The sequence below is a fragment of the Clostridium estertheticum genome (assembly GCF_011065935.2).
Classification (GTDB): domain Bacteria; phylum Bacillota; class Clostridia; order Clostridiales; family Clostridiaceae; genus Clostridium_AD; species Clostridium_AD estertheticum_A.
The window spans coordinates 5,189,378-5,214,649 of record NZ_JAAMNH020000001.1; the positions used below are offsets into that span (position 1 = coordinate 5,189,378).

Here is a 25,272-nt window from a genome sequence, read left to right on the forward strand (position 1 = left end):
TCTCTCAAAATTGCACAGTGAAATTTTCGCTTATATATATTAAGGTCAAGCCCTCGACTTATTAGTATTAGTCAGCTGAACATGTTACCATGCTTACACCTCTAACCTATCAACCTGGTGTTCTTCCAGGAGTCTTACTAACACCGTGCTTACGCACGAGTTATGGGAAATCTCATCTCAGGGTGGGCTTCACGCTTAGATGCTTTCAGCGTTTATCCCTTCCAAACATAGCTACCCAGCGATGCCACTGGCGTGACAACTGGTGCACCAGAGGTTTGTCCATCCCGGTCCTCTCGTACTAAGGACAGCTCCCTTCAAATTTCCTACGCCCGCGACGGATAGGGACCGAACTGTCTCACGACGTTCTGAACCCAGCTCGCGTGCCGCTTTAATGGGCGAACAGCCCAACCCTTGGGACCTACTTCAGCCCCAGGATGCGACGAGCCGACATCGAGGTGCCAAACCTCCCCGTCGATGTGGACTCTTGGGGGAGATCAGCCTGTTATCCCCGAGGTAGCTTTTATCCGTTGAGCGATGGCCCTCCCACGAGGTACCACCGGATCACTAAGTCCGACTTTCGTCCCTGCTCCACTTGTAGGTGTCGCAGTCAGGCTCCCTTCTGCCTTTGCACTCTTCGCGCGATTTCCAACCGCGCTGAGGGAACCTTTGAGCGCCTCCGTTACTTTTTTGGAGGCGACCGCCCCAGTCAAACTGCCCACCTAACAATGTCCTGTGACCAGATTCATGGCCTCCAGTTAGAACCTCAGTACTGTCAGGGTGGTATCCCAAGGATGACTCCACACAGGCTGACGCCCATGTTTCTCAGTCTCCCACCTATCCTGTACAGACAATACCGAAATTCAATGCTAAGCTACAGTAAAGCTCTACGGGGTCTTTCCGTCCAATCGCGGGTAGCCAGCATCTTCACTGGCACTACAATTTCGCCGGATGTGCTGTTGAGACAGTGCCCAAATCATTACGCCATTCGTGCGGGTCGGAACTTACCCGACAAGGAATTTCGCTACCTTAGGACCGTTATAGTTACGGCCGCCGTTTACTGGGGCTTAAGTTCATACCTTCGCTTGCGCTAAGTAATCCCCTTAACCTTCCAGCACCGGGCAGGCGTCAGCCCCTATACATCAGCTTTCGCTTTAGCAGAGACCTGTGTTTTTGCTAAACAGTTGCTTGGGCCTATTCTCTGCGACCTACTTTCGTAGGCACCCCTTCTCCCGAAGTTACGGGGTCAATTTGCCGAGTTCCTTAACAGCAATTCTTCCGATGGTCTTAGGATTCTCTCCTCACCTACCTGTGTCGGTTTGCGGTACGGGCACCAATATCCTCGATAGAGACTTTTCTTGGCAGCGTGGAATCAGATACTTCAGGAATAAATTCCCTTCCCCATCACATCTCAGCGTTAAGAGCAAACGGATTTGCCTGCTTGCTCCGCCTAAATGCTTAGACACACATCCAATAGTGTGCACATCTTATCCTCCTGCGTCATCCCATTTCTAATAACGTCCATTGGTGGTATCGGAATATCAACCGATTGTCCATCACCTACGCCTTTCGGCCTCGGCTTAGGTCCCGACTAACCCTGAGAGGACGAGCCTTCCTCAGGAAACCTTAGGTTTTCGACCGTTAAGATTCTCACTTAACTCTCGCTACTTATGCCAACATTCTCACTTCTGTACCGTCCACCACTCCTTACGGTATGACTTCAGCCAGTACAGAAAGCTCCTCTACCGCGTACACATAGTGTACACCCATAGCTTCGGTGGTAAGTTTTAGCCCCGGACATCTTCGGCGCAGGATCTCTTGACTAGTGAGCTATTACGCACTCTTTGAATGAGTGGCTGCTTCTGAGCCAACATCCTAGTTGTCTTAGAAATCCCACATCCTTTTCCACTTAACTTACACTTTGGGACCTTAGCTGATGGTCTGGGCTGTTTCCCTTTTGACTACGGATCTTATCATTCGCAGTCTGACTGCCGAAATAAAAGTATATGGCATTCGGAGTTTGATAGAGTTCAGTAACTGTTGTCAGCCCCTAGCTCATTCAGTGCTCTACCTCCATTACTCAATTAATCGACGCTAGCCCTAAAGCTATTTCGAGGAGAACCAGCTATCTCCGAGTTCGATTGGAATTTCTCCGCTATCCACAGCTCATCCCATGGTTTTTCAACACCAACGTGGTTCGGACCTCCACGGAATTTTACTTCCGCTTCATCCTGGCCATGGATAGGTCACCCGGTTTCGGGTCTACGACATGCAACTATACGCCCTATTCAGACTTGGTTTCCCTTCGGCTCCGTACCTTAAGTACTTAACCTCGCTACATATCGTAACTCGTTGGCTCGTTCTACAAAAAGCACGCCGTCACACATATAAAGTGCTCCGACCGGTTGTAGGCACACGGTTTCAGGTTCTATTTCACTCCCCTTCCGGGGTTCTTTTCACCTTTCCCTCACGGTACTTCTTCACTATCGGTCACTAGGTAGTATTTAGCCTTGGGAGGTGGTCCTCCCTGCTTCCCACAAGGTTTCACGTGTCTCGTGGTACTCTGGATTAGATCTGACTGTTTTTCCTTTTCATTTACAGGCCTATTACCTTCTGCGGAGCAGCTTTCCAGCTATCTTCAATTAAGGAATTGCAGTATTTATGATCTATCCTCAACCCCTAGGTCAAAGACCTAGGTTTGGGCTCTTTCCCTTTCGCTCGCCGCTACTTAGGAAATCGATGTTTCTTTCTCTTCCTCCGGGTACTTAGATGTTTCAGTTCCCCGGGTCTACCTCTGCATACCTATTTATTCAGTATGCAGTACATAGTTGTTACTATGTGGGTTCCCCCATTCGGAAATCTTTGGATCACAGGCTATTTGCGCCTACCCAAAGCTTATCGCAGCTTAACGCGTCCTTCTTCGGCTCCTAGTGCCAAGGCATTCGCCATGCGCCCTTTGTAGCTTAACCTTTATCTTTATCTATTTGCATAGATAATTTCGTCTATTTACATAAACGTTTTAATTCATTTTGCGAAATTGTATTAAATCCATCTAACTACTTACGTAGTTTTAACTTATTAAAACAACTTTAATTTCACTGTGCAATTTTCAAAGAACATTTTTAGAAAGATTAAATTTTTAGTTAACTCAGAAGAGTTAACTAAAATTAGTCTCTCAAAATTAAACAGAGAATAGGTTACGAGTAATTACAGTAGATGTTTTGCATTGACCGAAGTCTTTGCATCTACTCCCTAGAAAGGAGGTGATCCAGCCGCAGGTTCTCCTACGGCTACCTTGTTACGACTTCACCCCAATCATCAATCCCACCTTCGGCCGCTGGCTCCTTACGGTTACCTCACGGACTTCGGGTGTTACCAACTCTCATGGTGTGACGGGCGGTGTGTACAAGGCCCGGGAACGTATTCACCGCGACATGCTGATTCGCGATTACTAGCAACTCCGGCTTCATGTAGGCGAGTTGCAGCCTACAATCCGAACTGGGATGAGTTTTTGAGTTTGGCTCCACCTTGCGGTCTTGCATCTCTTTGTACTCACCATTGTAGCACGTGTGTAGCCCTAGACATAAGGGGCATGATGATTTGACGTCATCCCCACCTTCCTCCCGGTTAACCCGGGCAGTCTCACTAGAGTGCTCAACTTAATGGTAGCAACTAATGATAAGGGTTGCGCTCGTTGCGGGACTTAACCCAACATCTCACGACACGAGCTGACGACAACCATGCACCACCTGTCACCCTGTCCCGAAGGACTTCGCCCATCTCTGGGTTATGCAGGGGATGTCAAGTCTAGGTAAGGTTCTTCGCGTTGCTTCGAATTAAACCACATGCTCCGCTGCTTGTGCGGGCCCCCGTCAATTCCTTTGAGTTTTAATCTTGCGATCGTACTCCCCAGGCGGAATACTTATTGTGTTAACTGCGGCACCGAGGTTCGACCCCCGACACCTAGTATTCATCGTTTACGGCGTGGACTACCAGGGTATCTAATCCTGTTTGCTCCCCACGCTTTCATGCCTCAGCGTCAGTTACAGTCCAGTAAGTCGCCTTCGCCACTGGTGTTCTTCCTAATCTCTACGCATTTCACCGCTACACTAGGAATTCCACTTACCTCTCCTGCACTCTAGACACCCAGTTTCAAATGCAGCACCCAAGTTAAGCTCGGGTATTTCACATCTGACTTAAATGTCCGCCTACGCATCCTTTACGCCCAGTAAATCCGGACAACGCTTGCCACCTACGTATTACCGCGGCTGCTGGCACGTAGTTAGCCGTGGCTTCCTCCTCTGGTACCGTCATTATCGTCCCAGAAGACAGAACTTTACAACCCGAAGGCCTTCATCATTCACGCGGCGTTGCTGCGTCAGGGTTTCCCCCATTGCGCAATATTCCCCACTGCTGCCTCCCGTAGGAGTCTGGACCGTGTCTCAGTTCCAATGTGGCCGATCACCCTCTCAGGTCGGCTACGCATCGTTGCCTTGGTGGGCCGTTACCTCACCAACTAGCTAATGCGCCGCGGGTCCATCTCAAAGTGGAATTTTCCGAAGAAAAATCCTTTGATGTCTCGATCATGCGATCAAAACATATTATGCGGTATTAATCTCCCTTTCGGGAGGCTATTCCCCTCTTTGAGGCAGGTTACCCACGTGTTACTCACCCGTCCGCCGCTAATTCACCCCGAAGGGTTTCATCGCTCGACTTGCATGTGTTAGGCACGCCGCCAGCGTTCGTCCTGAGCCAGGATCAAACTCTCAATTTAAAAGTTTACACTTTTTATTTGAAATGAATAATCTGCGCCAACTGTTAAGCTGGTTAGCAAGCTCATTACATACTTTTTAGTCTTACGACTAAAATTACTTTTTTATCTAAAGTAATTAACTGGTCTAACGAAATATTATTTCGCTATTTTACCTATTTCTCTGTTTAATTTTCAAAGACCAACTGTTTCTTTTGTATTAATCGTCAACCGACGACTTCTACAATATTACTAGATATTATTTGTTTTGTCAACAACTTTATTATTTTTTTAAATTAGATTTAAAAAATATTAATTGCTAACTTATCAAACTTTACTTTATCGTTACTCATTCGTAGCGACAAGGAGTATTCTATCATAATAATAAAGTTGTATATTTTAGATTTATTGTTATATATCAGTTTTATTCTTCATTTACTTCATATTGCTACATATTTCATTGTTTTAGCTATATTGACACACATGGTTAAGTATATAATAATTGATCTACATTTAAGCATATTATGCATTTATTTTCAAAAGTTATTAACAATTTTATGTGATTATTCAAAGCAGGTTTGACCTCTTGCATACTAATTCCAATATACTTTATTGCTCTTTGATTAAATTGTATATTCCGACATTGGATTTTATATTATTCTCAAGGCATGGTGTTCTTTATAAACACCATTCTGAATGTAACACAATTACTTATGTTACATTTCAAATATCAACACTTAATATTAAAACCCACATCTAATTGATATGGGTTTACTTTTACAATATAAAGTCTTTTTAGGAGTAGTACTATAAAGATCAAATATTTACCTTATCCTCAGGTAATGAGTTTATTTTGCTATTGCTATTATAGTATAACTACGCCCATAGCCATAAAACATATACCCACAATCTTTAGTAACGTCTTTTCATTAACCTTATTAGCATAGCTAGAGCCTAGAATTGCGCCAAGGACTGCCCCCACAGCTAAGAAACTACCCAATTCAAAGTCTATCTTACCTCTAGCAGCATAACCGACAGTAGAGGAAAGAGCTGTTATGGCCATTATAAGAGTAGAAGTACCTATAGCCTTATGAAGTGGGAATGACATTAATATTATTAAAGCTAAAAGTATCAAAACTCCACCACCAGCTCCAAATATTCCACTTAATATTCCTATGCCTAATCCTATAATTAAAGCCGCTAGTATTTTTTGCCTTTCTGTTTTAAAATGAATAAATCCACTTATAGTATCTGATGAATCACTTTTCTCTTTATAGCTCTTACGGAACATTGATAACCCTGCAATAACTAACACAACTCCAAAGCTAGAGGACAGGTTACCTTCTCCCATTTTACTTGCAAATAATGCACCTAATTGAGCTCCAATAATAGAAGTTGAAGCTATCCAGATACCTGATTTAAGCTCTATATTCCCATTCTTGTAGTAAGAATAAGATACAGTTAAAGAAGCTATAACATCCACAAAAAGACTTGTACCTATTGCGGTATGAACACTAACTTTAAAGAGTATTATTTTACATTAAATAGTTTAAATTTAATACTAATTACTTTTTCTATTTATTTCAGAGTTATAAATTTTGCAGCGGTTTCTTCCAGATTGTTTAACATGATACATAGCTTTATCCGCTTTATTAATTAAAGTGTCTATATTTACTCCATCATATGGATATACTGCCAACCCAATACTAATTGTGACAATTTCAAAATTACAATAGGATTTAATTACATTAGAGTTGCAGATTTTTAATCGGATCTTTTCAGCAGTATTAAAACCTTCTTTACCAGAATAATTGTCTAATAAAATTACGAATTCTTCTCCACCATATCTAAAAATACCTTCATTTCCATTAGTAGCTTCACGAATAATTTTTGCAACCTCCTGCAGTACTAAATCACCTTTAATGTGTCCATAAGTATCATTTACCAGCTTAAAGTGGTCAATATCACAAAACAATATAGTCATCAAACTAATTTCTTCTGATACCTTTCTTTCGAAATATTCATACAGGTATCTGTGATTATAAACAGAAGTTAAACAATCAGTAATGGAGAGTTTTAAAAGATGCTCACTTTCACTTTCCATAAGTTCAGCATACTTATTAATCAGTTCTTTAAACTCATTTTTCATGTTTAAGATTAAATCATTCCCTTTCTCTGAATTAATAATATTCTCTACACCAAATTTACCTAAAAGTGCAATTTTATAATGATTGTCTATTTTCAATAAAATAGCTTTTACTATGTAAAAGCTAAAAAGCCCCACTGTGTACCCAGCTACAAGGCAACCAATACAAAAAGCTACTTTCCTTTCAGGTATCCATATAATAAAAAAGCCTGCGTATATAGGGAATATTGCTCCCATCACTAATCCGAAGGTGCATAAAACTGCCTTAACCATTTTCATCGGCTTTATATATATCACAAAATAGTCCTCCTTTGTTATATAGAGCTAACCTCCACATTCAATAATTACATTTAAATTCAATTTTATGAAATATTTAAATTGTCGCTTAAGTGTTTTAAATGCTTGTGATGTAGTTTGATAATAAAAAGCACTCTTCTTACTATTCTACAATAATTATACAACTCCTTCAAACTTTGTATTTTTTATAACAATACTACTAACTTATTAGACGATTTCATTACATTAAACAGTTTATTTGTAATTATTATTAAAAGTCTACAAACATACCAACTTTAAATACTGATAAATACCACATCCATTTTTTTATATAAAATAAAAAAAACCGTTCAGGGTGATTGCTAACACCATAACCGGCTCATTTCTATATTATGCCATATCACATTCGACATATGTCTTCATTAAGGTTACCTTCAACAATCTCAATTATTGTCAAGAAAGAGTACTTTTTATTCTATTTACAATACAGAACTCATCTCCTTAATTTAGCGTAGGTTTTTCCTAATTATCCTTGACAAAGGATACATTTTAAAGCGAGTTTGTATTTTTTAGCATCTACAAATAAAATAAATTTTAGAATTACTTAGTGAAGTTAAAGCATTCTAGCAATATATACTTTTCATTATAAAATAAAAAAAACAGTCCAATATGGACTGTTTTTTTGGTGGAGATAAAGGGAATCGAACCCTTGACCCCCTGCGTGCAAGGCAGGTGCTCTCCCAGCTGAGCTATATCCCCTTATGGTGGACCTTCAGGGACTCGAACCCCGGACCGACCGGTTATGAGCCGGTAGCTCTAACCAGCTGAGCTAAAGATCCATAAATTACCTGGCGACGACCTACTCTCCCACAAGGTCACCCCTGCAGTACCATTAGCGCATTGAAGCTTAACCTTCGTGTTCGGTATGGGAACGGGTGTTACCTTCATGCCATAATCACCAGATTCGTTAATATCCACCAATACTATTAAATTTTAAAAAAATGGCTCCGCGAAAAGGATTTGAACCTTCAACCTATCGGTTAACAGCCGAGTGCTCCACCGTTGAGCTATCGCGGAACATTACCTAGCGACGACCTACTCTCCCACAAGGTTGCCCCTGCAGTACCATTAGCGCATTGAAGCTTAACCTTCGTGTTCGGTATGGGAACGGGTGTTACCTTCATGCCATAATCACTAGATTGAGAAAATTTATATTCTCTCAAAATTGCACAGTGAAATTTTCGCTTCATATATATATTAAGGTCAAGCCCTCGACTTATTAGTATTAGTCAGCTGAACATGTTACCATGCTTACACCTCTAACCTATCAACCTGGTGTTCTTCCAGGAGTCTTACTAACACCGTGCTTGCGCACGAGTTATGGGAAATCTCATCTCAGGGTGGGCTTCACGCTTAGATGCTTTCAGCGTTTATCCCTTCCAAACATAGCTACCCAGCGATGCCACTGGCGTGACAACTGGTGCACCAGAGGTTTGTCCATCCCGGTCCTCTCGTACTAAGGACAGCTCCCTTCAAATTTCCTACGCCCGCGACGGATAGGGACCGAACTGTCTCACGACGTTCTGAACCCAGCTCGCGTGCCGCTTTAATGGGCGAACAGCCCAACCCTTGGGACCTACTTCAGCCCCAGGATGCGACGAGCCGACATCGAGGTGCCAAACCTCCCCGTCGATGTGGACTCTTGGGGGAGATCAGCCTGTTATCCCCGAGGTAGCTTTTATCCGTTGAGCGATGGCCCTCCCACGAGGTACCACCGGATCACTAAGTCCGACTTTCGTCCCTGCTCCACTTGTAGGTGTCGCAGTCAGGCTCCCTTCTGCCTTTGCACTCTTCGCGCGATTTCCAACCGCGCTGAGGGAACCTTTGAGCGCCTCCGTTACTTTTTTGGAGGCGACCGCCCCAGTCAAACTGCCCACCTAACAATGTCCTGTGACCAGATTCATGGCCTCCAGTTAGAACCTCAGTACTGTCAGGGTGGTATCCCAAGGATGACTCCACACAGGCTGACGCCCATGTTTCTCAGTCTCCCACCTATCCTGTACAGACAATACCGAAATTCAATGCTAAGCTACAGTAAAGCTCTACGGGGTCTTTCCGTCCAATCGCGGGTAGCCAGCATCTTCACTGGCACTACAATTTCGCCGGATGTGCTGTTGAGACAGTGCCCAAATCATTACGCCATTCGTGCGGGTCGGAACTTACCCGACAAGGAATTTCGCTACCTTAGGACCGTTATAGTTACGGCCGCCGTTTACTGGGGCTTAAGTTCATACCTTCGCTTGCGCTAAGTAATCCCCTTAACCTTCCAGCACCGGGCAGGCGTCAGCCCCTATACATCAGCTTTCGCTTTAGCAGAGACCTGTGTTTTTGCTAAACAGTTGCTTGGGCCTATTCTCTGCGACCTACTTTCGTAGGCACCCCTTCTCCCGAAGTTACGGGGTCAATTTGCCGAGTTCCTTAACAGCAATTCTTCCGATGGTCTTAGGATTCTCTCCTCACCTACCTGTGTCGGTTTGCGGTACGGGCACCAATATCCTCGATAGAGACTTTTCTTGGCAGCGTGGAATCAGATACTTCAGGAATAAATTCCCTTCCCCATCACATCTCAGCGTTAAGAGCAAACGGATTTGCCTGCTTGCTCCGCCTAAATGCTTAGACACACATCCAATAGTGTGCACATCTTATCCTCCTGCGTCATCCCATTTCTAATAACGTCCATTGGTGGTATCGGAATATCAACCGATTGTCCATCACCTACGCCTTTCGGCCTCGGCTTAGGTCCCGACTAACCCTGAGAGGACGAGCCTTCCTCAGGAAACCTTAGGTTTTCGACCGTTAAGATTCTCACTTAACTCTCGCTACTTATGCCAACATTCTCACTTCTGTACCGTCCACCACTCCTTACGGTATGACTTCAGCCAGTACAGAAAGCTCCTCTACCGCGTACACATAGTGTACACCCATAGCTTCGGTGGTAAGTTTTAGCCCCGGACATCTTCGGCGCAGGATCTCTTGACTAGTGAGCTATTACGCACTCTTTGAATGAGTGGCTGCTTCTGAGCCAACATCCTAGTTGTCTTAGAAATCCCACATCCTTTTCCACTTAACTTACACTTTGGGACCTTAGCTGATGGTCTGGGCTGTTTCCCTTTTGACTACGGATCTTATCATTCGCAGTCTGACTGCCGAAATAAAAGTATATGGCATTCGGAGTTTGATAGAGTTCAGTAACTGTTGTCAGCCCCTAGCTCATTCAGTGCTCTACCTCCATTACTCAATTAATCGACGCTAGCCCTAAAGCTATTTCGAGGAGAACCAGCTATCTCCGAGTTCGATTGGAATTTCTCCGCTATCCACAGCTCATCCCATGGTTTTTCAACACCAACGTGGTTCGGACCTCCACGGAATTTTACTTCCGCTTCATCCTGGCCATGGATAGGTCACCCGGTTTCGGGTCTACGACATGCAACTATACGCCCTATTCAGACTTGGTTTCCCTTCGGCTCCGTACCTTAAGTACTTAACCTCGCTACATATCGTAACTCGTTGGCTCGTTCTACAAAAAGCACGCCGTCACACATATAAAGTGCTCCGACCGGTTGTAGGCACACGGTTTCAGGTTCTATTTCACTCCCCTTCCGGGGTTCTTTTCACCTTTCCCTCACGGTACTTCTTCACTATCGGTCACTAGGTAGTATTTAGCCTTGGGAGGTGGTCCTCCCTGCTTCCCACAAGGTTTCACGTGTCTCGTGGTACTCTGGATTAGATCTGACTGTTTTTCCTTTTCATTTACAGGCCTATTACCTTCTGCGGAGCAGCTTTCCAGCTATCTTCAATTAAGGAATTGCAGTATTTATGATCTATCCTCAACCCCTAGGTCAAAGACCTAGGTTTGGGCTCTTTCCCTTTCGCTCGCCGCTACTTAGGAAATCGATGTTTCTTTCTCTTCCTCCGGGTACTTAGATGTTTCAGTTCCCCGGGTCTACCTCTGCATACCTATTTATTCAGTATGCAGTACATAGTTGTTACTATGTGGGTTCCCCCATTCGGAAATCTTTGGATCACAGGCTATTTGCGCCTACCCAAAGCTTATCGCAGCTTAACGCGTCCTTCTTCGGCTCCTAGTGCCAAGGCATTCGCCATGCGCCCTTTGTAGCTTAACCTTTATCTTTGTCTATTTGCATAGACAACTTCGCCTATTTAAATAGACGGTTTGATTGATTTTGCGAAATTGTATTAAATTCATTCATAACTACTTACGTAGTTTTAAACTTATTAAAACAACTTTAATTTCACTGTGCAATTTTCAAAGAACATAAAAAATGGTGGGTCTAAATGGACTCGAACCATCGACTTCTGCCTTATCAGAGCAGCGCTCTAACCAGCTGAGCTATAGACCCATTAATGGTGGAGGTAAAGGGAATCGAACCCTTGACCCCCTGCGTGCAAGGCAGGTGCTCTCCCAGCTGAGCTATACCCCCATTTTTGGAATTTCACTTTAGAAAAACTATTTATTAGTTAACTCGGAAGAATTAATTTAACTCTAAAGAGTAACTAAAATTAGTCTCTCAAAATTAAACAGAGAATAGGTTACGAGTAATTACAGTAGATGTTTTGCATTGACCGAAGTCTTTGCATCTACTCCCTAGAAAGGAGGTGATCCAGCCGCAGGTTCTCCTACGGCTACCTTGTTACGACTTCACCCCAATCATCAATCCCACCTTCGGCCGCTGGCTCCTTACGGTTACCTCACGGACTTCGGGTGTTACCAACTCTCATGGTGTGACGGGCGGTGTGTACAAGGCCCGGGAACGTATTCACCGCGACATGCTGATTCGCGATTACTAGCAACTCCGGCTTCATGTAGGCGAGTTGCAGCCTACAATCCGAACTGGGATGAGTTTTTGAGTTTGGCTCCACCTTGCGGTCTTGCATCTCTTTGTACTCACCATTGTAGCACGTGTGTAGCCCTAGACATAAGGGGCATGATGATTTGACGTCATCCCCACCTTCCTCCCGGTTAACCCGGGCAGTCTCACTAGAGTGCTCAACTTAATGGTAGCAACTAATGATAAGGGTTGCGCTCGTTGCGGGACTTAACCCAACATCTCACGACACGAGCTGACGACAACCATGCACCACCTGTCACCCTGTCCCGAAGGACTTCGCCCATCTCTGGGTTATGCAGGGGATGTCAAGTCTAGGTAAGGTTCTTCGCGTTGCTTCGAATTAAACCACATGCTCCGCTGCTTGTGCGGGCCCCCGTCAATTCCTTTGAGTTTTAATCTTGCGATCGTACTCCCCAGGCGGAATACTTATTGTGTTAACTGCGGCACCGAGGTTCGACCCCCGACACCTAGTATTCATCGTTTACGGCGTGGACTACCAGGGTATCTAATCCTGTTTGCTCCCCACGCTTTCATGCCTCAGCGTCAGTTACAGTCCAGTAAGTCGCCTTCGCCACTGGTGTTCTTCCTAATCTCTACGCATTTCACCGCTACACTAGGAATTCCACTTACCTCTCCTGCACTCTAGACACCCAGTTTCAAATGCAGCACCCAAGTTAAGCTCGGGTATTTCACATCTGACTTAAATGTCCGCCTACGCATCCTTTACGCCCAGTAAATCCGGACAACGCTTGCCACCTACGTATTACCGCGGCTGCTGGCACGTAGTTAGCCGTGGCTTCCTCCTCTGGTACCGTCATTATCGTCCCAGAAGACAGAACTTTACAACCCGAAGGCCTTCATCATTCACGCGGCGTTGCTGCGTCAGGGTTTCCCCCATTGCGCAATATTCCCCACTGCTGCCTCCCGTAGGAGTCTGGACCGTGTCTCAGTTCCAATGTGGCCGATCACCCTCTCAGGTCGGCTACGCATCGTTGCCTTGGTGGGCCGTTACCTCACCAACTAGCTAATGCGCCGCGGGTCCATCTCAAAGTGGAAACTCTAAAGAGAATCCTTTGATGTCTCAATCATGCGATCAAAACATATTATGCGGTATTAATCTCCCTTTCGGGAGGCTATTCCCCTCTTTGAGGCAGGTTACCCACGTGTTACTCACCCGTCCGCCGCTAATCCACCCCGAAGGGTTTCATCGCTCGACTTGCATGTGTTAGGCACGCCGCCAGCGTTCGTCCTGAGCCAGGATCAAACTCTCAATTTAAAAGTTTACACTTTTTATTTGAAATGAATAATCTGCGCCAACTGTTAAGCTGGTTAGCAAGCTCATTACATACTTTTTAGTCTTACGACTAAAATTACTTTTTTATCTAAAGTAATTAACTGGTCTAACGAAATATTATTTCGCTATTTTACCTATTTCTCTGTTTAATTTTCAAAGACCAATTTGCGTTGTCATCATGTGACGACTTTTACTATTATAATTCTTTTTTTTCTCATTGTCAACTGTTTTAAAAAAACTTTGATAATGAATTTTTAATTCATCACTATGAACATAAAGTTAATTTACATCCGTTTGTTCCAGCGACAATTAATATAATATCATATGTGTAAACCGTCCTTTGTTTATAATCATTGATTATATGAATTTATTTTCATTTTTATAGTTATTTCTACCATATATGACCGTTTGCTTATAATGATACGCTAGGAGCATTTGTTGGGCATTTAACTTTAAAATACATAAAAACTCCAGTAAGAACGTTCTTTTCTTACCAGAGTTGTTATTAATCCATTATCTAGGACTCTTGTACTATAATGCCATTATTATTTCCTTATACTTATTACCGCGTACTTCAAAATCTTGAAACATATCAAAACTTGCACATCCTGGCGCTAAGGTAACTACATCACCGGGACTTGCAACTTTTTTAGCTGCGTTAATTGCTTCATCAAAAGTTTCAGCTATTATAATTTCTAGTGAAATTTTCTTTTCTTTTAATATCCTTTCAAAAACTTCTTTTATTTTATATTTAGTGGCACCTACGAGTATGAGTGTTTTAATATTTAAGTAGCCTTGCTCTGCTAGTGGTTCAAAAGGTATTTGTTTATCATATCCTCCTGCAATTAGTATAACCGGTTTTTCAAAAGCTTTAATACTTGCTATAGTCCTTGTTGGACTAGATGCTATTGAATCATTGTAATACATAACTCCGTCTACTTCCCTCACGAACTCGCCTCTATGAGCCACCCCCATAAAAGTAGTAGCTACTTCTCTCATGCTCTCAACTGATGCTTCATCTTCCGTTGCACAAAAGGCAGTTAGCATATTTGCCACATTATGCATTCCCTTTATCTTTATTTCTGCGCGGCTACATACTACCTTGTTCATAATGAATAAGTTATCATTATGAAAATATGCACCGTCTTTTAGTTTCTCTTTTAAACTAAAATACTTTACTTTTCCCTCAGCTTCTTTTGTGAGTTCATAAGTCAATGCGTTATCTTTATTAAGTATAAGGAGACCCGACTTACTTTGATATTTAAATATGTTCCTCTTCGCATCTATATATTCTTCGATATCTTTATGGATATCCAGATGATTTGGGCTTAAATTTGTTACTACTGCTACATCTGTAGAGACAGTCATAGTCATAAGCTGAAAGCTTGATAATTCTAATACTACCTTATCAGCTTTACTTATTTCTTCAATATTTGCAAAAAGTGGAGTTCCTATATTCCCTCCAACCCAGGTTTTATATCCTTCTTGTTTTAATATATTATATATTATTGTAGTGGTAGTTGTTTTTCCATCGCTACCAGTGACACCAAAAGTTTTTGCGGGACAATATTTTATGAACTCCTCCATTTCTGATGTTATATAAGTTCCGTATTCTTTTGCTTTTAAAAGAGCCGGGTTATCTATTCTCATAGATGGCGTTTTAAAAATAACATCAAAGCCTGTTAAGTCATCTAAGTAATCCTCACCTAAAACGAGCTTTACACCCTCTTCTTCAAAATCTGTTGCTACCTTTCCAAGTAAACTATAAGTTTTTTTATCGAAGGCTGTAACAACGGCCTGCAGCTCCACTAGGAAATGTATTAAAGGAATATTGCTAACCCCTATACCTACAACTCCTACTTCTTTTCCTTTTATAAACTCTTTAAATTCACTAAAATTTTTCTTCATATAACCCTCCATGCACTCTTTATATATTTCATATTATGTTATTAATTTTACAAATCTCACTCTACTAATTATAACACTTAAATCATTGCCTGTGGTACTGCAATATTGTGGATTTCAGAAGGAGATTTATATCGCAATTGGAGTTTTGTCTTAAATTTATTTTATAAAAAAATAGCCTATAGTATAAATGTAGCCTCTTAAGGCTCATTTCATACTACATGCTATCCTCTTAATTACAATTTAAAATTGTAGTTTTTCTTCTATGAATTTTTCTAACTCATCTATATTTAGTCTTATTTGGTCCATTGTATCTCTATCTCTAACTGTTACTGTGTTGTCTTCTAAAGTATCAAAGTCCACAGTTATACAGTACGGAGTGCCTATTTCATCTTCTCTTCTATATCTCTTTCCTATACTGCCCGCCTCATCATAGTCTACATTGAATTTTTTACTTAGCATAGCAAAAACTTCATTAGCTTTTTCTGATAATTTTTTACTTAGTGGTAAAATAGCTGCCTTAAATGGTGCAAGTGCTGGATGTAAATGAAGCACTGTTCTCACATCTCCATCTTTACCACCTTTAACTTCTTCTTCATCATAAGCATTAACTAAGAATGCAAGAGCAACTCTATCTGCACCAAGTGATGGCTCTATACAATAAGGTACATATTTTTCATTAGTTATAGGATCTAGATAGCTCAAATCATTTCCTGAATGTTCCATATGTTTCTTTAGGTCATAATCAGTTCTATCAGCAATTCCCCATAATTCTCCCCATCCAAAAGGAAACAAGAATTCTATATCACAAGTAGCATTACTATAGAATGATAACTCCTCAACGCCATGGTCTCTAAATCTTAAATTTTCCTTATCCATTCCCAAATTATATAAGAAATTAGCACAGAACTCTTTCCAATATGCAAACCATTCTAAATCCGTACCTGGCTTACAGAAGAATTCCAATTCCATTTGTTCAAATTCTCTTGTTCTAAAAATAAAATTTCCTGGTGTTATTTCATTTCTAAAAGCCTTTCCTACTTGACCTATACCAAAGGGAACCTTTTTTCTTGAAGCCCTTTGTACATTTTTAAAGTTTACAAAGATACCTTGAGCGGTTTCTGGCCTTAAATATATTTCTGATTTTCCTTCTTCAGTTATTCCCATAGAAGTCTTAAACATTAAATTAAATTTTCTAATATCAGTAAAATTTTTCTTTCCACATTTTGGGCATACTATTCCCTGTTTTTCCATATATTCTTTTAATTCTTCGTTTGTCCATCCATCCGCACTAGCCACTTCTGCTCCAAGAGCTGTCATATGGTCTTCTACTAATTTATCTGCTCTAAATCTAGCTTTACACTCTTTACAATCCATTAGTGGGTCTGAAAAGCCTCCAACGTGACCTGTAGCAACCCATACTTCTGGATTCATAAGTATAGCGCAATCTACACCCACATTATATGGACTTTCTTGAACAAATTTTTTCCACCAAGCTTTTTTAACATTGTTTTTAAATTCAACGCCTAGAGGGCCATAATCCCATGAGTTAGCAAGACCCCCATATATATCCGATCCCGGAAATACAAATCCTCTGTTTTTACATAAACCAACGACCTTATCCATGCTTTTTTCAAATACCATGTTAATGCCTCCTAATTTTTTAATAGTGTAATGTTTTAAATATGTTCTTGTATTTTAAGTACAAAAAAAAGACTATACCTTAAGGGACGAAAATCAATTCCGCGGTTCCACCCTTATTGGCACAAGCCCTACTCTAAGTTCTATACACTCAAAAGTTCCGTTCACAATAACACTTTGATTGTTTACACCAGCCACAATCTCTCTTTTAAAGTACTACTACTACTCTTCTTTATCATAGTGAAATATTTCATTATATTAATATTATACTAAACTTCATGTTATTGTCAACAATACCGTGGAATGTTGAAGCAAAATTGCGAAATTACAATATAGAAGTTTGTAATTTTATTATTACTAGGTTCAAAAAATAAAAAAATGGCTCCGCGAAAAGGATTTGAACCTTCAACCTATCGGTTAACAGCCGAGTGCTCCACCGTTGAGCTATCGCGGAATAATATCTTTTTTAATAACAATATTATTATAACATATACAATTTAAAATTCAATAGTTTTCATGTTTTTTTATTATAATTTTATTAATAAGTACAAAAGTATAAGGGATATTTTAGATTAACTAAAATATCCCTTATAGATAAACTGTTTAAATTACTGAACTGGTTTCATTGTAGGGAATAGGATGACATCTCTTATTGAAGCGGAGTCAGTTAAGAACATTACTATTCTATCAATGCCTATACCTAGCCCTCCTGTTGGAGGCATTCCTGTTTCTAATGCACTCATAAATTCTTCATCTATTAAATAAGCTTCATCATCGCCTAGTTCTCTTTCATTTGCTTGTTGCATAAATCTCTCTCTTTGAACTACTGGATCATTTAACTCTGAGTATGCATTACACACCTCACGCCCAAATACAAAACCTTCAAATCTCTCTGTATACTCTGAATTTCCTCTCTTTTTCTTAGTAAGAGGTGATATTTCTACAGGATAATCACATAAGAATGTTGGCTCTATTAAATGCTCTTCTGCATATTCTTCAAATAGTGCATTTAGTATATCTGCTTTTGAACAATCTTTTATCTCTTTTTTAAATTCTAAATGCTTTTCTTTAGCTATTTTTCTAGCTTCGTCATCAGTACTAATCAGATCAAAATCTACACCTGAATATTCTTTTACTGCATCTACCATAGTAATTCTTCTCCATGGTGGAGTAAAGTCTATTTCAGTGCCTTGATAATTAACCTTTGTAGTTCCATGGATTTTCTCACAAACATAAGCAACCATATTTTCCGTAATTTCCATCATATCATTATAATCTGCATAAGCCTCATATAGTTCTATCATTGTGAACTCTGGATTATGTCTTACATCCATTCCTTCATTTCTGAAGTTTTTACCCATATCATATACCTTTTCAAAACCAGCAACAATAAGCCTTTTTAAATATAGCTCTGTTGCTATTCTAAGATACATATCAATGTCTAGGGTATTATGATGAGTCATAAATGGTCTTGCTGCAGCGCCTCCAGCTATTGGAGCCAAAATCGGAGTCTCAACTTCTAAGAACCCTTTATTATCTAAGAATTCTCTAATATATCTGATTATTGCTATTCTCTTCATAAAGGTCTGTTTTACTTCTGGATTCATTATTATGTCTACTTCTCTTTGTCTATATCTTAAATCTGGATCCTTTAAGCCATGCCATTTTTCTGGAAGTGGTTTTAGAGACTTAGCTATAAGCTGAAAATCCACTATATGTAATGATATTTCACCAGTTTTTGTAACAAATGGTGTTCCAGTTACGCTTAAAAAATCGCCTATATCAAAAGTTTTATATTCTTTTAATTTTTCTTCGCCTACATCATCTATTTTTATGTAGAGTTGAATCTTACCATATCTATCATGAACATCAGAAAAACCAGCCTTACCATGAACTCTTTTAGACATAAGTCTACCTGCTACAATAACTTGTGTACCTATTAATTTCTCATAATTGTCTTTAACCTCTTGTGATGTATGGGTTCTTTCAACTTTGTATACATCAAATGGATCCTTGCCTTGTTCTTGCAAATCAGATAATTTACGTCGTCTTATGGTTACCTGTTCATTATATTTAGCTTCAAGTTCATGTAAATCCTTTTCTTCAATCTTTTCTTCGTTTGACATTAATATCCCTCCTGATTTCCTCTAGCGCATTAAATTTTAGTCCGCACTATTTCTTATGTATATATATTTCTTTAGGGTACCTAACAACAATAAATTGTTAGGTACCCTTATATAGTATAAAAATTAAATAATTTAAAAAACTAACCTCTTTTAACTTCTAATACTTCGTATTTACCTATACCATCAGGAACTGTCACTTCGATAATCGCTCCTGCTTTCTTTCCTACGAGTGCACTTCCAACTGGTGATTCATCTGATATCTTATTTTCCATTGGATCTGCTTCTGCTGAACCCACAATATAAAATTCGACTTCCTCATTAAACACGTAATCCTTAACCTTAACTACAGACCCTATGCTTACTACATCTTTTTCAATTTCATTTTCATCTATAACGCTTGCATTTCTTAGCATATTTTCTAATTGTATTATTCTACCCTCTACAAACGCTTGCTCATTTTTAGCTTCATCATACTCTGAATTCTCACTCAAATCTCCATATCCCAATGCTACTTTTATCTTTTCTGTTATATCTTTTCTCTTTACGGTTTTAAGAAATTCTAATTCGTCTTCTAATTTTCTTATTCCCTCATAGGTCATTACATGTTTTTTTGGTTCGCTCATTTCTTTCTCCCCTTTTAAATTTTTATTAAATGTTTTATCAACTATTCATAAAACCGCAGTACTGTTTTTGTTAAAACATAGCAGATTCGTGCACCTTATATAATATTTTTACTCTAGATTTTCTTTGTACAATTTTTCACATTCAAATTAATGAATCATTGGGGCTCAAATTCATTATTAGAATAACAATCCATATAACCATATTAGCACATTATAAATCAGACCATTAGTATTGTCAATATGTTGACTGAAAAATACACTAACATATTACATTATTGTTGAATTTTATTTCTTTTAAATATATACCATTATACTTAAGAGCTTTTTCAATGTCCCTCTCTTGCATTTGACATAATATCGATGCTATAAGTTCCATGGAAAACCCAACTTCAAAAGTGTTCCAAGGTACCTTATAGCTTACATCATTTACAGCAATATTATTGTTTTCCTTGCTCATACTATTGTCTAGGAGCCATACTAATTTACCCGAACTAAATTCATAATCTGTAGATGAAATAATAAAATCCGCTATTTTAATAGCATAGAGTTTATCATTTGTTACAATAGGTGATACCCCAAAATTAGCAATTATATAATCTGCCAATTTTCTGGCTTTTGCCAAGTCCCATGACAAAAATACAATATATTTGCTTTGCTTTGCCAGTTCTACAATAATATTATAGTTTATCATGTCGCTCGCATCATATACCACAATGCAAGAATTCTTAAGGCTTTTATTTCTCATCCTAAGCATAAGTTGTATACTTTTTATAACACTAAAAGCCAAAAATCGTTTTTGAAATGAATTGAAATAATTATAATCAAAGGGTCTTAGTGTTTTTAATGATAATTGTGCTTCTTTGCATTTGTATATTTTTTGGGCATAGGTTAAGTTATTTAAGTATGAACTTTTATTAAAATTAGGTGGAAGCCTTACACTTGTAACCCTAATATCTAGTTCTTTAATGTATTCGTTACTTATTAACTTTATCTTTCGTTTATCTTTAATCTTACTTAAAAATCCGAATTCATTATAGGAATTATCAATATTTGAGGTTACACATAAAATTGGCTTCATAAATTTGCACCTTATAAATTAATGTACTATTATATTATTCCGTATTAATTATATAAATTCATAATTTAATTTAAAAATTATTGAGTTACCATTTTCAAATATTCTCTATAATCTAAAAGAAGTTTTAATACCTCATCATATTTATTTTTAGTGTTTATTTTTTCTTTTATTTCAGTGCAGTTGTTAAGCCCTTTAACATACCAGGCTGTATGTTTTCTCATTTCTCTAACCGCTTTAATTTCTTCATAATATTTTGTGGCTAAATCTAAATGCCTTATGCACATATCTATTTTTTCTACCGCGGTAGGAAATATTACGTCCTGACCCTTTATTGCCTGCATAATCTCTCTAAAAATCCAAGGATTACCTCTGGCTCCTCTTGCAATCATTATAGCATCGCAATTCGTGACTTCCTTTATTCTTATAGCATCCTCTACTGAAAATACGTCACCATTACCTATTACAGGAACTTTAACACTTTCTTTTACAGCCCTTATAATATCCCAATCAGCCTTGCCTTCATACATTTGTTCCCGAGTCCTGCCATGCACTGCAATAGCATCTATGCCTGCATCCTCCATGTATTTAGCAAATTCTACAGCATTAATATTATTTGAATCAAATCCCTTCCTAAACTTTACTGTAACAGGCTTTGTAGAAACCTTTTTCATTTCTTTTATTATTTCAGCTGCGAGTTTTGGATTTTGCATCAAAGCCGATCCTTCACCATTTTTTATTATCTTAGGCACAGGACAACCCATGTTTACATCAACCATACATATATCATCTCTTGAATTGAAGATCTCACAGGCACTAGCCATAATTTTAGGATCATTACCAAATATCTGAATGGCTACAGGTTTCTCCACTTCTGAAATTTTCATAAGAGCCTCTGTATTAATGCTTCCATAATATAGCCCTTTAGCGCTTACCATTTCAGTATAAAGAAGACCGCAACCTAATTCCTTGCATAATCCTCTAAATGCAATATCCGTAATTCCTGCCATAGGAGCTAAAAAAACATCATTTTTAAAATGGATATTTGATATTTTCATTAAATCACCTATTCCCTATTTTTTTCATAAATCATTCTAAGACCTTCTAATGTTAAATATGGATGAAACTCATCAATAGTAGAACAATCTCTACTTATTAATTTTGAGAGTCCACCTGTTGCCACGACAAAAGGCTCTTCTTCTCCCATACTAATCATTTCGCTTTTCATCCTATTAACAATATAGTCTACTTGGCCAATATATCCGTATATTATGCCAGCCTGCATGCTTGAAACAGTATTTTTACATATAACCGTTTCCGGTTTTATAAGTTCCACCCGAGGAAGTTTTGCCGCTCTTTCAAATAGCGCTTCAGAAGCTATTTTAATACCAGGGCATATAGTCCCCCCTAAATAATTAGCCTCTTTACTTATAGCACAAAAGGTTGTGGCTGTTCCAAAATCTATTAAAATTAATGCTCTTTTATAAATTTCATGGGCTGAAACAGCGTTAACAATTCTATCCGCGCCTACTTCTTTGGGATTATCATATTTTACATTTATCCCTGTCTTGACTCCTGGACCTACTACCATAGGTGTCAGTTTAAAATATTTTCTTATCATATGTTCTAATGAGTACATTATATTAGGAACAACTGAGGATATTATTACTCCTTTAATTTGTTCTATTTTAATGTTTCGCTGATAAAACAATTGCATTACTTGAATCCCATATTCGTCAGCAGTTTTTTTTGAATCAGTAGATAGTCTCCACTCTACAAGTAACTCTTTTCCCTTAAAAACTCCCAAAACAGTATTAGTATTTCCAACATCTAAAACTAAAATCACTTTATACACCGCCTATATAATATAAAGCAGCGTGTAAGCTGCTTTATGTTTTTTCATTGCTAAAAACGTAAGAATAGCACATAAAATATTATAAAATATTAGTTTTAACTATTCCCAATTTAACAATTTAATTTTAACAACTTGAACATATTTGTCAAGTTAAATTTTTATAAGAAGTTTTTCATGATAATAAGTTTTGTAAAAAATACATTTTATTTATGTTCATTTGTTGGTAGTTCATATTGGATTTCATCTAATATTTCTTTTTGGTCACTTAGCAAATTATATAATTGTAATTTCATTGTACCTTCTCTTTCAGCACTCAAAAAACTAGTATATAGGCTAACTAAGTTTTTCTCACAACTTACTATGTTGCTAGCCCTGAGCTCTGCTTCCTTAATATTTGAATTGCTAGAAATCTGCATTTTAACACTACCTTTCTAAATATTTTTGAAGCTCCGAAATATGTAGATTATGTTTGCTGGTTAATTCTTCACACAGACTTATTGACCCTTCATTGCCAATAACATTTGCAAACTCCATATACTTATTTACAATGTCTTTTTCATCTTGGATTAAACTTTCAATTGAGCTTTTTTTATACATCATAAAATACCAACTCCTTTTCAATATTATTCTCCAAAAGGAAAGGTATATTCAATTTTTAAATAATACATTAATTTTAAAAAAACAAAACCCCCTATCTATTTACTAGATAACGAGTTTTGTTTTTTTAATATTTACAAATATGTATGTAGCTATTATTTCCCGAAAATAGTTAGTAGAACCCCCGCTGCAACAGCCGTTCCGATTACACCTGCTACATTAGGACCCATAGCGTGCATAAGCAAGAAGTTACTTGGGTCTGCTTTTTGTCCCACTACTTGTGATACCCTTGCTGCCATGGGCACTGCTGAAACTCCAGCGGAACCTATTAATGGGTTTACCTTACCCTTTGTAACTTTACACATAATCTTTCCTATTATAACTCCTGCTGCAGTACTTATAGAAAAAGCAATGGAGCCTATAACAATTATTTTTAAAGTATCCAATTTTAGAAACATTTCTGCTTTTGCTGTGGCACCAACAGTTACCCCTAAAAATATAGTTACCACATTTATTAATCCATTTTGAGCTGTATCAGATAATCTACCAACCACACCAGACTCTCTAAACAAATTTCCCAGCATTAGCATTCCAATTAGCGATGCTACAGATGGAAGCATTAAGCCTACTACTAGTGTAACTACTATTGGAAAAATAATTTTCTCAATTTGCTTAACCTGTCTTAATTGACCCATTTTAATAGTTCTTTCTTTTTCTGTAGTTAATAATTTCATTATCGGTGGCTGTATCAAGGGCACTAAAGCCATATATGAATAGGCTGCAACAGCAATTGGTCCTAGAAGGTGTTTTGCCAACTTACTAGTTAAAAAAATGGCTGTAGGACCATCTGCTCCCCCTATAATACCTATTGATGCTGCTTCCTGTGGAGTAAACCCCATAAGTATTGCAGTAGTAAATGCAAAGAATACTCCAAATTGTGCACCCGCCCCCATAAGCACACTAGATGGATTTGCTATTAATGGGCCAAAATCCGTCATAGCACCTACCCCTAAAAATATTAGAGGTGGATATATATCTAGTTCTACCCCTTTGTATAAGTAATAAAATAACCCTCCTGCTTCATTTCCATGTGGCCCAGCCATAATATTAGTAATTGGTAAATTTACGAGTAGCATACCAAATGCTATTGGCAGAAGAAGTAATGGTTCAAATTTCTTCCCTATAGCGGCATATATGAGTAGACACGCTATCCCTATCATTATAAGATACTGCAAATTCAGTTTAACAAAGCCAGAAGAAAGCCATAAGTCCTTTAATACTTGTAAGATATCCATTTATATTACCTCTCTCCCTTGTTACTCAATAACCGCTAGTATATCCCCAGTATTAACACTTGCTCCACTAGTTACACTTATTTCTAGAATTTTCGCATCATGTGGTGCCATAATTTCATTCTCCATTTTCATAGCCTCGAGTATAAACATTACTTGTCCTGTTTTTACATTATCACCGGGATTCACATTGACTTTAAGCACAGTTCCAGGCATTGGGCATTCTATTTTTTCACCGGTAGTTACTGTTTTCTTCACTTCTACCTTAGACGATGGTTTAGATTTTTGTGGTGCCTCCTTAGTTACTGCTACCGTTGCGGGGCTACTAGCAAACTCTCCCACCACCTCTTCAACTTCTACTTCATATGAAATTCCATTAACTTTTATATTGTATTTATTCATTTTTACTCCTCCTAACTATCCCTTTAAATTACTTTCAATTGCAGATATTCCCCAGCCTGAGTTGTTACTTATTCTTTTAATTGACTTTATTTTTAAACTTGATTGAGGTATATCTAGGTATGAAGCTAAAACTGCAGCTATTACCGCAACTACTTCTAAATCATCTTCAGGTTCTGGTTCAACTTCTACTGTCTCTATCTCTTCTTCCTTTTCCTTATAAATTATACCTACCTCATGATTTGCATTTTTTTTTGCTACAGTGTTTATTATAAAGCTTTGCAGTTTAATTATATATTGCAAAATAATCAGCAGGGCAAAAACTATGGTCATGGCTACAAACGTAGTACTTAACGCATCTAAAAATGAAAATTTCATACATCTAT

General features: G+C 38.7%; 14 protein-coding genes, 6 tRNA genes and 6 rRNA genes. All 26 read right to left on the reverse strand.

What is annotated here, in order from left to right:
- Positions 1-41: 41 nt before the first annotated feature.
- A 23S ribosomal RNA gene (locus tag G9F72_RS24760) occupies positions 42-2,966 on the reverse strand.
- Positions 2,967-3,253: 287 nt separating this feature from the next.
- Positions 3,254-4,771 (reverse strand): 16S ribosomal RNA (locus tag G9F72_RS24765).
- Together the 16S and 23S rRNA genes form the textbook arrangement of a ribosomal RNA operon.
- Positions 4,772-5,612: 841 nt before the next feature.
- The gene (locus G9F72_RS24770; RefSeq protein ID WP_164960211.1) at positions 5,613-6,281 is read right to left on the reverse strand and encodes a sulfite exporter TauE/SafE family protein; all 669 of its coding nucleotides are present in this window, start codon (positions 6,279-6,281) and stop codon (positions 5,613-5,615) included.
- A 27-nt stretch (positions 6,282-6,308) separates the two neighbouring features.
- Positions 6,309-7,190 carry a GGDEF domain-containing protein gene (locus G9F72_RS27495; RefSeq protein ID WP_164960210.1) on the reverse strand — a complete coding sequence of 294 codons (882 nt, stop codon included), beginning with the start codon at positions 7,188-7,190 and terminating at the stop codon, positions 6,309-6,311.
- A gap of 662 nt (positions 7,191-7,852) precedes the next feature.
- Positions 7,853-7,928 (reverse strand) — tRNA-Ala (locus tag G9F72_RS24780).
- Between the two features lie 3 nt (positions 7,929-7,931).
- A tRNA-Ile gene (locus tag G9F72_RS24785) sits at positions 7,932-8,008 on the reverse strand.
- 7 nt (positions 8,009-8,015) lie between these two features.
- A 5S ribosomal RNA gene (rrf, locus tag G9F72_RS24790) occupies positions 8,016-8,132 on the reverse strand.
- A 39-nt stretch (positions 8,133-8,171) separates the two neighbouring features.
- Positions 8,172-8,246: transfer RNA gene (locus G9F72_RS24795), tRNA-Asn, on the reverse strand.
- 5 nt (positions 8,247-8,251) lie between these two features.
- A 5S ribosomal RNA gene (gene rrf / locus G9F72_RS24800) occupies positions 8,252-8,368 on the reverse strand.
- 60 nt (positions 8,369-8,428) lie between these two features.
- Positions 8,429-11,353, reverse strand: a 23S ribosomal RNA gene (locus G9F72_RS24805).
- A 160-nt stretch (positions 11,354-11,513) separates the two neighbouring features.
- Positions 11,514-11,590 (reverse strand) — tRNA-Ile (locus tag G9F72_RS24810).
- 5 nt (positions 11,591-11,595) lie between these two features.
- Positions 11,596-11,671, reverse strand: a tRNA-Ala gene (locus tag G9F72_RS24815).
- Between the two features lie 168 nt (positions 11,672-11,839).
- Positions 11,840-13,355 (reverse strand): 16S ribosomal RNA (locus tag G9F72_RS24820).
- 549 nt (positions 13,356-13,904) lie between these two features.
- Entirely contained in the window at positions 13,905-15,281 is a 1,377-nt protein-coding gene (gene murD / locus G9F72_RS24825; protein WP_164957075.1) for a UDP-N-acetylmuramoyl-L-alanine--D-glutamate ligase, read from the reverse strand.
- Between the two features lie 240 nt (positions 15,282-15,521).
- Positions 15,522-16,922: a glycine--tRNA ligase gene (locus G9F72_RS24830; protein WP_164957076.1), complete on the reverse strand. Its 1,401-nt coding sequence runs from the start codon at positions 16,920-16,922 to the stop codon at positions 15,522-15,524.
- 376 nt (positions 16,923-17,298) lie between these two features.
- A tRNA-Asn gene (locus G9F72_RS24835) sits at positions 17,299-17,373 on the reverse strand.
- A gap of 154 nt (positions 17,374-17,527) precedes the next feature.
- Positions 17,528-19,045 carry a lysine--tRNA ligase gene (lysS, locus tag G9F72_RS24840; RefSeq protein ID WP_164957077.1) on the reverse strand — a complete coding sequence of 506 codons (1,518 nt, stop codon included), beginning with the start codon at positions 19,043-19,045 and terminating at the stop codon, positions 17,528-17,530.
- A 140-nt stretch (positions 19,046-19,185) separates the two neighbouring features.
- Positions 19,186-19,668, reverse strand: coding sequence for a transcription elongation factor GreA (gene greA, locus G9F72_RS24845; protein ID WP_164957078.1), 483 nt, complete (start codon positions 19,666-19,668; stop codon positions 19,186-19,188).
- Positions 19,669-19,927: 259 nt separating this feature from the next.
- Positions 19,928-20,746 carry a hypothetical protein gene (locus G9F72_RS24850; protein WP_164957079.1) on the reverse strand — a complete coding sequence of 273 codons (819 nt, stop codon included), beginning with the start codon at positions 20,744-20,746 and terminating at the stop codon, positions 19,928-19,930.
- Positions 20,747-20,823: 77 nt separating this feature from the next.
- The gene (gene dusB / locus G9F72_RS24855) at positions 20,824-21,801 is read right to left on the reverse strand and encodes a tRNA dihydrouridine synthase DusB (RefSeq protein WP_164957080.1); all 978 of its coding nucleotides are present in this window, start codon (positions 21,799-21,801) and stop codon (positions 20,824-20,826) included.
- Positions 21,802-21,809: 8 nt separating this feature from the next.
- On the reverse strand, positions 21,810-22,589 hold the full coding sequence (locus G9F72_RS24860) for a type III pantothenate kinase (RefSeq protein WP_164957081.1): 780 nt from the start codon (positions 22,587-22,589) through the stop codon (positions 21,810-21,812).
- A gap of 212 nt (positions 22,590-22,801) precedes the next feature.
- A complete protein-coding gene (locus G9F72_RS24865) occupies positions 22,802-23,014 on the reverse strand; it encodes a hypothetical protein (protein ID WP_164957082.1) in 213 nt (70 codons plus the stop codon).
- 7 nt (positions 23,015-23,021) lie between these two features.
- Entirely contained in the window at positions 23,022-23,198 is a 177-nt protein-coding gene (locus tag G9F72_RS24870) for a hypothetical protein (protein ID WP_164957083.1), read from the reverse strand.
- A gap of 152 nt (positions 23,199-23,350) precedes the next feature.
- Positions 23,351-24,490 (reverse strand): sodium ion-translocating decarboxylase subunit beta, encoded by a 1,140-nt coding sequence (locus G9F72_RS24875; RefSeq protein ID WP_164957084.1) that lies wholly within the window; start codon positions 24,488-24,490, stop codon positions 23,351-23,353.
- A 21-nt stretch (positions 24,491-24,511) separates the two neighbouring features.
- Positions 24,512-24,889 carry a biotin/lipoyl-containing protein gene (locus G9F72_RS24880; RefSeq protein ID WP_164957085.1) on the reverse strand — a complete coding sequence of 126 codons (378 nt, stop codon included), beginning with the start codon at positions 24,887-24,889 and terminating at the stop codon, positions 24,512-24,514.
- Between the two features lie 15 nt (positions 24,890-24,904).
- Complete coding sequence (locus tag G9F72_RS24885; RefSeq protein ID WP_164957086.1) at positions 24,905-25,264, reverse strand: OadG family protein; 360 nt, start codon at positions 25,262-25,264, stop codon at positions 24,905-24,907.
- Positions 25,265-25,272 lie beyond the last annotated feature (8 nt).